This window comes from Bradyrhizobium sp. WCU1 (genome assembly GCF_053474805.1).
On sequence record NZ_CM130280.1, the window covers coordinates 4759750 to 4771861 of the forward strand.

Annotated in this window: 11 protein-coding genes; 6 read left to right on the plus strand and 5 right to left on the minus strand. The window is 62.9% G+C overall.

The genetic code is table 11. The annotated features are described in order from the left end of the window. The first annotated feature begins 176 nt into the window (after nucleotides 1–176). From ACTUWL_RS22035 to ACTUWL_RS22050, 4 genes are all read left to right on the plus strand, one after another. Complete coding sequence (locus ACTUWL_RS22035) at nucleotides 177–2882, plus strand: autotransporter outer membrane beta-barrel domain-containing protein (RefSeq protein ID WP_021076981.1); 2706 nt, start codon at nucleotides 177–179, stop codon at nucleotides 2880–2882. A gap of 226 nt (nucleotides 2883–3108) precedes the next feature. Beyond that, a complete protein-coding gene (locus ACTUWL_RS22040) occupies nucleotides 3109–4731 on the plus strand; it encodes an inorganic phosphate transporter (RefSeq protein ID WP_021076982.1) in 1623 nt (540 codons plus the stop codon). Nucleotides 4732–4755: 24 nt separating this feature from the next. Beyond that, on the plus strand, nucleotides 4756–5124 hold the full coding sequence (locus ACTUWL_RS22045) for a Crp/Fnr family transcriptional regulator (RefSeq protein ID WP_021076983.1): 369 nt from the start codon (nucleotides 4756–4758) through the stop codon (nucleotides 5122–5124). A 183-nt stretch (nucleotides 5125–5307) separates the two neighbouring features. Further along, nucleotides 5308–5853, plus strand: a complete 546-nt coding sequence (locus tag ACTUWL_RS22050; RefSeq protein WP_021076984.1) for a DUF4112 domain-containing protein — start codon at nucleotides 5308–5310, stop codon at nucleotides 5851–5853. Between the two features lie 123 nt (nucleotides 5854–5976). On the opposite strand, the gene ACTUWL_RS22055 is transcribed toward ACTUWL_RS22050, so the two are convergent. The 5 genes from ACTUWL_RS22055 to ACTUWL_RS22075 all read right to left on the minus strand — a co-directional run bounded on the left by ACTUWL_RS22055 (nucleotide 5977) and on the right by ACTUWL_RS22075 (nucleotide 9494). Beyond that, on the minus strand, nucleotides 5977–6267 hold the full coding sequence (locus ACTUWL_RS22055; protein ID WP_016844322.1) for a hypothetical protein: 291 nt from the start codon (nucleotides 6265–6267) through the stop codon (nucleotides 5977–5979). 224 nt (nucleotides 6268–6491) lie between these two features. After that, nucleotides 6492–6656 (minus strand): DUF3309 family protein, encoded by a 165-nt coding sequence (locus tag ACTUWL_RS22060; RefSeq protein WP_021076985.1) that lies wholly within the window; start codon nucleotides 6654–6656, stop codon nucleotides 6492–6494. Nucleotides 6657–6848: 192 nt separating this feature from the next. Next, on the minus strand, nucleotides 6849–7262 hold the full coding sequence (msrB, locus tag ACTUWL_RS22065) for a peptide-methionine (R)-S-oxide reductase MsrB (protein ID WP_021076986.1): 414 nt from the start codon (nucleotides 7260–7262) through the stop codon (nucleotides 6849–6851). Between the two features lie 21 nt (nucleotides 7263–7283). After that, nucleotides 7284–8000, minus strand: coding sequence for a peptide-methionine (S)-S-oxide reductase MsrA (msrA, locus tag ACTUWL_RS22070; protein WP_021076987.1), 717 nt, complete (start codon nucleotides 7998–8000; stop codon nucleotides 7284–7286). Between the two features lie 384 nt (nucleotides 8001–8384). Next, complete coding sequence (locus tag ACTUWL_RS22075; protein WP_021076988.1) at nucleotides 8385–9494, minus strand: ATP-dependent DNA helicase; 1110 nt, start codon at nucleotides 9492–9494, stop codon at nucleotides 8385–8387. A 211-nt stretch (nucleotides 9495–9705) separates the two neighbouring features. Between ACTUWL_RS22075 and ACTUWL_RS22080 the strand changes: the two genes are divergently transcribed. Both ACTUWL_RS22080 and ACTUWL_RS22085 read left to right on the plus strand, forming a co-directional pair. Continuing rightward, nucleotides 9706–10920: an LLM class flavin-dependent oxidoreductase gene (locus ACTUWL_RS22080; RefSeq protein WP_021076989.1), complete on the plus strand. Its 1215-nt coding sequence runs from the start codon at nucleotides 9706–9708 to the stop codon at nucleotides 10918–10920. 208 nt (nucleotides 10921–11128) lie between these two features. Beyond that, a complete protein-coding gene (locus ACTUWL_RS22085; RefSeq protein WP_021076990.1) occupies nucleotides 11129–12079 on the plus strand; it encodes a sulfonate ABC transporter substrate-binding protein in 951 nt (316 codons plus the stop codon). The last annotated feature ends 33 nt before the right edge of the window (nucleotides 12080–12112 follow it).

The window sequence follows — 12112 nt, forward strand, 5'->3', positions numbered from 1 at the left end:
CTGTGCGCCGGAATGGCTGAGCCGGTTGTTGCTGCGCAGCCACAATCGCGGATGATCTGCAAATTCGGCAATCCTGTCGCTTCAGTCCACATTGCGTCTAACGCGGCAATCTCCTTTAAGTTGCGACCCGGGGCGTTGGTGCTTTCTAATCTGATTGCCCGACGGGAAGGCTGGGAATGCGCAAGTTTGGAATTCGGGATTGCGGCGGCGCTCTGCGTCGCTTGACACTGGCTACAGGACTGCTGACAGCGTGTGCGTTGTGGATGGACGAGCCGGCTTATGCCGCCTGCACGCCTGCGTCCGCCAGCGGAGTGACGGTGTCGTGCACGGGCACGACAACCAATCAGGGCGGCGGCGCGCCCGGCACCAGTGGTCCAAGCACGATTGGGTACGGGACCGGCACTGAGAGTGGTATCACCATCAACATTGGCGCCGGGAGCACGCTCACCGGCAGTTCAATCGGCATTACCATTCACGACGGAACGGTGATCAATGGATCCGGATCCACAATCTCGGGACCAAACAACGCCATCGTAGCTGTCGGCAATCTGTCGCTGACCAACGAGGCGGGTGGTGTCATCAACACCTCGAATGGCGCGACCGCCATCTCCGTCAGCGGCGCAGCCAACATCAGCAATTCGGGGGTGATTTCAGGGAACTTCTATGCGGCCATCTATGCCGCAAGCGGGTCTGTGGTGAACACCACTGGCGGACAAATCACCGGCACCGGCGTCGGGATGTACGGCGGGCCGGGTCTCATCATCGCCAACCAAGGCAGCATCAGCGGCGCCATTACTTCAGGCCTGTCGCTCGATGGCCATTCGGTCGTGATCAACGCCGCGGGCGGCAGCATCGGTGGTGCAGTTTACGGAATTTTCGGCGCCGAAGAGGAGACCATCATTAATGCCGGCTCCATTGCAGCCACTTTTCAAGCAATCCGCATAGGTGGTGGGGCCTCGATCTTCAATGCCGGCACTATCTCCGGTGGTTCTGCCGCAATTGTTTTTATCGGTGCGAATAACGTGCTGACGCTTGCACCTGGCTCATCCATCCAAGGCCTGGTGTTCGGGTCTGGCAACGACACTATCCAGCTCGGCGGCATCGGCGGCAACGCCGTGTTCGACCTGAGCTCGATCGGTGCCGCCAAGCAATACCGGGGCTTTTCGGCCTTCGACGTGGTTGGTGCGACCTGGACGGTCACCGGCACCTACGGACAGACCAATTCATGGGCGGTGAATGCAGGCACGCTCAATGTCAGCGGCGACCTGTCTGCGGCAGCCAATCTCAGTGTGGCGAGCGGCGGCACGCTGATGGGTGCAGGCACGGTCGGAACGACGCGCGTCAGCTCCGGCGGCGTCTTCGCGCCGGGCAACGGCGCGCCAGGCACGTCGATGACAGTATCGGGCAATCTGCTGCTGGATCCGGGTGCGATCTATCAGGTGCAGGTCAATCCGTCGGCCGCATCCTCCGCCACCGTCAGCGGCACGGCGACGATCGGCGGCGCCATCGTGAACGCGGTCTATGTCCCTGGCCGGTATATCAGCAAGCAATACACGATATTGAGCGCAACAGGTGGCGTGTCCGGTACATTCGGCTCGTCTGTCGACACCAACCTGCCGGCGAATTTCCACTCGGTATTGAGCTACGACGCCAACGACGCCTATCTCAACCTAGTCCTGAACTTTGCGAATCCTGGCAATTTCAGCGGCAACCAGCAGGCGGTCAGCAATGCGTTGACCAGTTTCTTCAACAACAACGGCGGCATTCCGCTGCTCTACGGCTCCCTCACTGCCGGCGGCCTGGCGCAGGTCTCCGGCGAGACCGCCACGGGCTCGCAGCAGACCACATTCGATGCGATGCACCAGTTCATGGGCGTGCTCGCCGATCCATTCGCGGGCAGGGGCAGCGGCCTTGGCGGATCGTCGGCAGCGACCGGTTACGCGGAGGAGGCCGATCAGACGAGCGCCTATGCGGCACGTCGGGGCGGTGATGCGTTTGCGATGTTCACCAAGGCACCGCCGGCGGCGTTCGTGCCGCGCTGGAACGTTTGGGTGGCGGGGTTTGGCGGCTCGCAATCGACGAGCGGCAATGCCGCCGTCGGCTCGAATGACACGACGAGCCGCATTGCGGGCACGGCCGTCGGCGCCGACTATCTGTTCTCGCCGAACACGCTCGCGGGCTTCGCGCTGGCCGGCGGCGGCACCAGCTTCAGTCTCAACACGCTCGGCGGTGGCCGCTCCGATCTGTTCCAGGCTGGTGCGTACATCCGCCACTTCAATGGCCCGGCCTACATCACTGCCGCGCTCGCCTATGGCTGGCAGGACATCACTACGAACCGCACGGTGACGGCCGCCGGCATCGACCAGCTTCGCGCCGAGTTCAGCGCCAACGCCTATTCCGGCAGGATCGAGGGCGGTTATCGTTTCGTCGCGCCGTGGACTGGCGGCGTCGGCGTGACGCCTTACGCCGCGGCCGAGTTCACGACCTTCGATCTGCCGGCCTATGCCGAGCAGGCGACCTCCGGTCTGCCGAGCTTTGCGCTTCAATATGGCGCCCAGAGCGTGACCGACATCCGCAGCGAAGTCGGCCTGCGCAGCGACAAGTCTTTCCTGGTGCAGGACGGCATCCTGACATTGCGCACGCGCTTCGCTTGGGCGCACGACTACAATCCAAGCCGCGTGGCTGCTGCCACCTTCCAGGCGCTGCCGGGCGCCAGCTTTGTCGTCAGCGGCGCGGCGCAAGCAAGCGAGTCCGCGTTGACGACGGCATCGGTTGAAATGAAATGGCGAAACGGCTGGTCGGCGGCCGCGACGTTCGAGGGCGAGTTCTCCGGCGTCACCGCAAGCTACGCCGGCAAGGGTGTGGTGCGCTACGTATGGTGATGCGCCTACTCGGGCGAAATGAGCATATTGCAGTCGGGTTAGAAGCCAAGGCCAGGCAAATGCATGCAAACGAGCAGACCATTATATTAAATTTATTAATGCATTAGGTCCGGGGCCGCAAGCCGGGCAAAATACTCTTCATGCAATCGTCACATGATTGTCATGTAAATGTAGTCCCAATGTCACATGGCCGCTTTTGTCCTCCCGTGGCCGTGAGGGGCGATCCATGAGTGATGTGGCGTTACCTGGTTCGATCGAGCCTGCGCGGCGTGGCGGTCCCGATCTCGAGAAGGGCTTTCATCCCCTCACCGGCATCATCTATCTCGGCGTGATCGGCGCCGCGCTGCTGTTCGTGGCCTACAGCATCTACGCGGATGTCGGCGCCACGGGCGCCGGCAAGACCTCCTATGCCGCGTTCCTGCTGCTGTTCGTCGCGCTGTTGATCTCGCTCGGTTTCGAGTTCGTCAACGGCTTCCACGACACCGCAAACGCCGTCGCAACCGTGATCTACACACGTTCGATGCCGGCCCATATTGCCGTGGTCTGGTCAGGCTTCTTCAACCTCATCGGCGTCCTGCTCTCCAGCGGCGCGGTTGCTTTCGGCATCGTTTCCCTGCTGCCGGTCGAACTGATCCTGCAGGTCGGCAGCAGCGCCGGGTTCGCCATGGTGTTCGCGCTGCTGATCGCGGCGATCATCTGGAATGTCGGCACGTGGTATTTCGGACTGCCGGCCTCAAGCTCGCACACCCTGATCGGGTCGATCATGGGCGTCGGCATTGCGAACGCGCTGATGCACGGACGGGAAGGAACGTCCGGCGTGGACTGGTCGCAGGCCGCCAACACCGGCAAGGCGCTGCTGCTGTCGCCGCTGTTCGGATTTCTGCTTGCTGCGATCCTGCTCTACGGTTTGAAGACGGCGCTGCTGCGCGCAACGCCGGCGCTGTTCGGCGAGCCGCAAGGCGACCAGCCGCCCCCGTGGTGGATTCGCGGCATCCTGATCCTGACCTGTACCCTGGTCAGTTTCTTTCACGGATCGAATGACGGCCAAAAGGGTATGGGCCTCATCATGCTGATCCTGATCGGCGTGGTCCCGACCGCTTACGCCCTCAACCGCGCGATGCCTGCCGGTCAGATCGAGGCGTTCACCGCGAATTCGGCCGCGGCGAGCAAGGTCGTCGAGGACAGGGGCGCCGATCGCAAGGTGACCGGCGACCCGCGCCCGGCGGTGACGAACTACATCGCGTTTCGCCGACTCACCGACGACACCTATCCGTCACTCGCCGTCCTGGTCCGCGAAATCAGCGACCAGGTCACCCAGTACGGATCGCTGGCCAAATTCCCGGCCGAGACCGTCCGCAACACGCGCAACGACATGTATCTGGTGTCGGAAGCGCTCCGCCTGCTCATGAAGAGCAGCGACAACGGGCTGAGCGATGCCGATGTTGCGACGCTCAACCGCTACAAGGGCTCGCTCGATGCCGCCACCAAATTCATCCCGTCCTGGGTGAAGATCGCGGTCGCCATCGCGCTCGGCCTCGGCACCATGGTCGGCTGGAAACGGATCGTCGTGACGGTCGGTGAAAAAATCGGCAAGACCCACCTGACCTACGCGCAAGGGGCTTGCGCCGAGATCACGGCGGCCGCGACCATCGCTGCGGCGGACGGATACGGCTTGCCGGTGTCGACGACGCACGTGCTGTCGTCCGGCATCGCGGGCACCATGACCGCGAACGGGTCAGGCCTGCAATGGTCGACGATCCGCAACATCGCGATGGCCTGGGTTCTGACGTTGCCGGTGGCGATGCTGATCTCGGGCATTCTCTACTTCGTTTTCGCGCATTTGTTTTAGCAGTACCGCAGAAAGGGATTTCGAGTGGCAGATGCAAGCTTCAGCCTTCTGACGGGCAACAGTATCGAAACGCGCCTGGTCCGGGCCGGCGGCGTCATTTTTCGCGAAGGCGAACAGGCTGATGAGCTCTTCGTCATCAAGAGCGGCTATGTGCGCATCCAGGTCGGCAACAAGACCATCGCGGACCTCGCGCCCGACACGATCTTCGGCGAGATGGCATTGATCGACAACGAGCCGAGGAGCGCGACCGCCACGGCGCTGACGGATGTCGAGCTCGTCCCGGTCTCGGAAAAGCAGTTTCTCTTCCTCGTCAGCCAGACGCCGCATTTTGCGTTGAAGGTAATGCGGACGCTGGCGCAGCGGCTCAGAAGCATGAACAAGGGCGTGTTCTAAAGCGCGATGAGACCGGGTTGAATCGTCATCGCGCTTTAGCCCCCTGTTTGAGCATGATCTTTTCGGAAAACCGCTTCGCACTTTTCCGGATCGTGCTTTAGGCGGCCGCGAAGGCAACGGGCCTTGAACGTGACACAGTGGTAATGTGAAGCAGCTTGAACCGCCTGCTTGCGTTACCATGTGATGGCCATGCCCGAGGACGACATCTTCACGCCCTATGCCACGCGATCGCGGCCGCCCTTCGGCGGCGCGCAGGCGCGCGGCAAGGTGATCGATCAGGACGGACGCGAGCTCGGCGGTGATCCGCTGCATCCCCCGTTCCAAGGTTTTCAGGAAGGCTTCCGCTTCGACTTCCGCAACTCGAGCGCCAATCCGTTCGGCAATCTGACCCGCGAGCAGCGGCTGGAGCGGCTCGAGATGATCGCAAAGCTGCTCGACGTCGCCTTCGTCTTGCCGGGCACCAATGTCCGCTACGGCATCGACGGGCTGATCGGCCTGATCCCCGTGGTCGGCGATCTCATCACGACTGCGATCTCGTTGTGGCTGGTGCGCGAGGCGCGGCTGTTGGGCGCGCCCTGGCACATCACCGCGCGGATGCTCGCCAATGTCGCCGTCGATGGCGTGGTCGGCATGGTGCCGGTGGCGGGCGATGCCTTCGATGTCATGTTCCGCGCCAACATCCGCAACGTGCGGATGCTGCGCCGCTGGCTCGACAAGCAGCCGCGATAGGCGCATGACCCGGAAAAGGGGGCGGCGGTTTTCCGATCAGGTCATGCGCAGGAAGAGTTCTTCGCCAAAAACAAAAGCCCCCGGACAATCCGAGGGCTTTTCGTTGAGGGAGGAGCAGAAAGCTTATGCGGCGTCGGCGTCGGTCTGGCTGGCGGCGGGGCGCGGACGGCGCGGCAGCGGGAATGCCTCGCTCTCATAGAGCGAGCGGATGCCGTTCTGATCGAAACGGGCTTCCTCGACCTGAAGATAGGCTCCGTTCAGCGAATCCGCCGGCAGCTGCTCCATCGCGAACTGCACGGCTTCGGCAGCGGTGCCGAAACGGCGGTACGCGAAGCCCGCCCGCTTCTTCTTGCGGATCGCGGCAGGAAACAGTTCGGCAGACGTATTGTAGTTGAACGGACGCAGGGGACGCATGGTCGACGACCTCTTGTGCTCTTGTCAGTTGGCGTGGCGAAAGGGATTTTTGGGGACGACGGCCTACAATCGGCAGCGCGCCGTACATGTCATTTCGATCCCTAATATAGGCCTCTTTGACAAAAATGCGACCCCAGAAGCGCCCCCGGCAGGGCACATGCTGAATCCGCGCATGGCATGAGGTCCGGTCAAATAAGTCTATTTATTTCAATGACTTATGACTCTCAGATCTTGTCGAGCCAGGCCAGGATCACGACCACGATCAAAATCACCCCGAAAAGGCCCATTCCGGAGTGGCCGAGACCGTAGCCATAGCCGCGGATCCGGCCGCTATAGCCGCCCAACAGGATAACCAGCAGGAGGATGATGAGGATCAATCCGAGCGACATGGCGCCCTCCTCAGAACAGGCGGCAGCCGCACGGCGAGACGCCGACGGCCCCGCGGATTCCAAGCAAAGCACATTCCGGGCCGCGAGTCGTTAATCGCTCGGGCCGATCACGAGGATATTGTTGGGCCCTCGAGGCAAAGCAAAGCCCCGCGCGACCGGTTGGTGGTCGCGCGGGGCTTGGGTAGTGGCCGCCTACTTCGTCTCGTTCAGCTTCAGCGCCGCCGAGTTGATGCAGTAGCGCAGGCCGGTCGGGCCGGGGCCGTCGTTGAAGACGTGGCCGAGATGGCCGTCGCATTTCGAGCACAGCACCTCGGTGCGGATCATGCCGTGGCTCACATCGCGCTCCTCGTCGACGTGGCTCTCGATCGCGGGCTTGGAGAAGCTCGGCCAGCCGCAGCCGGAATCGAACTTCTGGTCGGACTCGAACAGCGTCTGGCCGCAGCCGGCGCAGACATAGGTGCCCTTGCGCGGGTCATGTTCGTATTCGCCGGTGAACGGCCGCTCGGTCGCCTTCTCCCGCAGCACGGCGTACTGCATCGGCGTCAATTCCTTGCGCCACTCGGCCTCGCTCTTGCGGACCTTGCCGTCGGTCTTGGTATCGGACATTCAACCTCCTTTGCGAGCTGCTCAGTTGGTGACCTTGGTGCTGCTCACCAGCGTCGGCTTCTCGACGTAGTTCTCCGCGAAGATCTTCTTCAGGTTCTCGACCTTCGGGATGTCGTTATACGCGATATAGGGCTGGTTCGGGTGCAGCGTCAGATAGTCCTGGTGGTAGCCCTCGGCCGGATAGAACGCCTCGAGCGTTCCGACCTTGGTCACGATCGGCTTCTTGTAGACCTTGGCCGCGTTGAGCTGGGCGATATAGGCGTCCGCCACCTTCTTCTGCTCCTCGCTGGTGGTGAAGATCGCCGAGCGATATTGCGTGCCGGAATCGGGGCCTTGGCGATTCAGCTGGGTCGGGTCATGCACGACGGAGAAGAAGATCTGCAGGATCTTGCCGTAGGAGATCTTCTGCGGGTCGTACTTGATTTCGACGGACTCGGCGTGGCCGGTGGTGCCGGTCGAGACCTTCTCGTAGTCGGCATTCGCCTTGCTGCCGCCGGAGTAGCCGGACACCGCGCTGGTGACGCCGGCGGTGTGCTGGAACACGCCCTGGACGCCCCAGAAGCAACCGCCCGACAGGACGGCTGTCTTGATGCCGCTCTCATGTGCGTCCGCCGCCGGCGGCGGGATGATCACGGCGTCCTCGGCGGCAAGCGAGGGCGCGATTGCAAAGGCGGCCACGGCCAGCGCGCCGATCGCGGCGGCGCAAAGCGAGAGGCGGCTGAGGGAGCTCTTGGGCATGGGTTCCTCGTGGGATCGCAATTTAAGGGCCAGTCTAGAGCGGGCGCCGGCATTGGCAAACCGGGCCGGCTGCTCCGACGCTTCAAAATACGGGCGAGGGGCCGTTTTGTTACGGCACGGGCCACACGGTTTCGTGAGGGAAATCAGCGAGGTTCAGGGATGACGGTGATGGATTTTTGCCCGCGGGCCCCTCCACGCACGTCGTCCTGGCGAAAGCCAGGACCCATAACCACCAAATGTAACTGTCGGCGGGATCGTGGCCCCAGAGCGTCCCGCAGCAACAAGCAGCCGGGGTAACGGGTCCTGGCTTTCGCCAGGACGACGCTGAATGTTGGTGTCACGCACTCATCTGCTGTCAGGATGACGTCGGCGCCTGCGGGGCCATCACACCACCACGCTCAGCCGCTTCGCCGCCCGCGTGATGCCCGTGTACAGCCACCGCGCGCGCGAGTCCTGGAACGCAAAGCTTTCGTCGAACAGCACGACGTCGTCCCATTGCGAGCCCTGCGACTTGTGCACGGTCAGCACGTAGCCGAAGTCGAATTCGTCATAGGGCTTGCGCTGCTCCCACGGCACGCCCTCGACGCCGCCGTCGAAGCATTCGCCGCGCACCGAGACTTTGGTGACCTTGTAGCCGAAATCCTCGTCCGGCATCACGCGCATGGTGATGATCTTGGATTTCGACTGCGCGCGCGCCTTGACCCGCCACAGCCCGCCGTTGAACAGGCCCTTCTTGCGGTTGTTGCGCAGGCAGACCAGCTTGTCGCCGGCGACGGGGAGGGGATCCTCGATGTTCAGCCGCTGCCGCACCCGCATGTTGTAGGCGCGGCGGGTGTTGTTGCGCCCGACCAGCACCTGGTCGGCGCTCATCACGCGGTCCGGATCGAGCTCCTTGCGCGACACCACCTCGCTCTCGCCGTGGCGGCCGATCTCGAGCTCGCGGCCTTCGCGGATATCCATCGACATCCGCACGATCGGATCGTCCTGCGCCTGGCGATGCACCTCGGTCAGCATCGCGTCCGGCTCGGCGTCGGTGAAGAAGCCGCCGCCCTGGATCGGCGGCAATTGCGCGGGATCGCCGAGCACCAGCAGCGGGCAATCGAACGACATCAGATCGCGGCCGAGCTCGGCATCGACCATCGAGCATTCGTCGATCACGATCAGCTTGGCCTTCGATGCCGGCGCGTCGTCCCAGAGTTCGAAGCTCGGCTGCTCGACGCCGGACTCGCGGGCGCGGTAGATCAGCGAATGGATCGTGGACGCGCTGTCGCACCCCTTGTTGCGCATCACCAGCGCCGCCTTGCCGGTGAAGGCAGCGAACTTCACCTCGCCGTCGACGCCCTCGGCGATGTGCTGGGCGAGCGTGGTCTTGCCGGTTCCGGCATAGCCGAACAGGCGGAACACCGGCGGCGTCCCGTTCTGACCGGGCTTGGCTTTCAGCCAGTCGGCGACGGCTTTCAGCGCGGAATCCTGATGCGGCGTAAAGGTGGTCATGAGCTTTCGGAAGGGTGAGCGCGCGATCAATAACGCCGCGACTCAGCTCCTTACAAGCTAACCATTCGTGCGTTCCGATCAAGCCGGCTTCCGCTGCGCGGAATTGGCGTTTCACTCCCGAGGCTAGACTTGGTCCGGAGCAGCACTAGACTGCCTGAAAACAACAAGTGGTCGGGCCACGATAGATGGACCCGACCTTGGGAGTGACGCCATGAAATTCGGCATCTTCTACGAGCTGCAACTGCCGCGCCCCTGGAATGACGGCGACGAGCTCAGGCTCTACCAGAATGCGCTGACACAATTGGAGACCGCCGACCGGCTCGCTTACGATTACGCCTGGGTCGTCGAGCATCACTTCCTCGAGGAATATTCGCACTCGCCGGCGCCGGAATCCTTCCTTGCGGCCGCGAGCCAGCGCACCAGGAATATCCGGCTCGGCCACGGCATCTTCCAGCTCACCACCAATCATCCGGCGCGGGTCGCCGAGCGGGTTGCGGTGCTCGATCTCCTGAGCAACGGCCGCTGCGAATTCGGCATGGGCGAGAGCGCCTCGATCACCGAGCTGACGCCGTTCGGCCGCGACATGGAGACCAAGCGCGAGGTGTTCGAGGAAGCGGTGCAGGCGATCTTCCCGATGTTCACCAAGACCGGCACCGAGCATCACGGCAAATATTTCGACATCCCGTTGCGCAATGTGGTGCCGAAGCCGGTGCAGAAGCCGCATCCGCCGCTCTGGATGGCCTGCTCGCAGCTGCCGACCATCGAACGCGCCGGGCAGAACGGATTCGGCGCACTCGGCTTCCAGTTCGTCAGCGCCGAGGCGGCGCATGCCTGGGTGCACGCCTATTACAATGCGATCACCAAGCGGCTGAAGAAGCTCGCCGACTACGAGATCAATCCCAACATGGCGCTGGTTTCGTTCTTCATGTGCGCGGAGACCGACGAGGAGGCACGTCGGCGCGCCGACGGCGCGACCTTCTTCCAGTTCGCGCTGCGCTATTACGGCCAGGCGCAGAACCGGCAACGCCCGGCGCCCGGCACCGTCAACATGTGGGACGAGTACAACAAGTGGAAGCGCGACAATCCGGAGGCGCAGGAGGCCGCGTTGCGCGGCGGCCTGATCGGGTCGCCGGAAACACTGCGCAAGAAGCTGCGGCGTTTCCGCGCCTCGCATATCGACCAGGTGATCCTGCTCAACCAGGCGGGCAAGAACACCCATGAGCACATCTGTGAATCGCTCGAGTTGTTCGGGAAAGAGGTGATGCCCGAGTTCCAGCACGATCCCGAGCACGAGGCCTGGAAGAGGGGGGTGCTTGACGGCTCGATCCAGCTCGAGGAGATCGACACCCAGGCGTTCTCGGACCGTTATGGTAAGCTCGCGGTCAATGTCGGCCCGAAGACCGCAGCCGCAGGCCTGATGAATTAATGTGCAGCGACCTCGCAATCGCGTGAAGAAAATAATTCGCTACGTGCGACCTGTGCCTTGAACGAAACGGCACGCGCGATGCCTGCACCGAAGTGCAGGCATCGCTATTTTTGTGCGGTGCTCGACAGCTTCATTCGCGCGCCCCATCATCCTGACATCGCATGATCGCGCGCCCGGTAGCGCGTTTGATCGTCAGGAGATTCTTGGAATGAAGCGTCGTGAGTTCCTCCAGCTGTCGCTCGCCACAGCCGCATCAGCCGCGCTGTCCCGTGGCGCGCAGGCGCAGGCGGACTCGAAGGAAATTCGTATCGGCTACCAGAAGAACGGCGTGCTGGTTATCACGCGGCAGCGCGAGTCCTTGGAAAATCATTTCAAGCCACAGGGCGTCAGTGTGAAATGGGTCGAATTCTCGTCGGGCCCGCCGATGATGGAGGCGATGAATGTCGGCAGCGTCGATTACGGCGCAGTCGGCGATTCCCCGCCGATTTTCGCCCAGGCCGCGGGTGCGGCGATCGTCTATGCCGCGGCCCAGCCCATCATCAACGGATCGGGCATCCTGGTGCCGCAGAACTCGGCAATCAAGACCATTGCCGACCTCAAGGGCAAGCGCGTCGGCTTCACCAAGGGATCCAGCGCGCATAACGTCGTGATCCAGACCCTGGAGAAGGCCGGGCTGACCTATAATGACATCACACCGGTCTATCTGACGCCGCCGGACGCCGGCCCCGCCTTCGCCAATGGCGGCATCGATGCCTGGGCGATCTGGGATCCGTATTTCGCGATCGCCGAGACCAAGCAGAACGGCCGCATTCTGATCAATACAAGCGACGTCACCAAGACCAACGCGTTCTACATCGCCAACCGCGACTTCGCGAACAAGCACGGCGCATTGCTGCAGCAGATCGTCGACGTCACGACGTCGAGCGCGAAGTGGGCGGAGGCGCATCCCGACGAGGTCGCGAAATCGCTGGCTGCCGTCACCGGCGTGCCGCTCGATATCCAGACCATCGCGGCGCGGCGGGCCGGCTTCTCGGTCGGCCCCGTGACCGATGACGTGGTTGCAACCCAGCAGGGTGTTGCCGATCGCTTTTTCAAGCTGGGCCTGATCCCGAAGCAGATCGCGATCCGCGACATCGTCTGGCGCAATACCCAGACCTGATCGGCGTGTGATTGGTCATTGCAATGCAGAGGA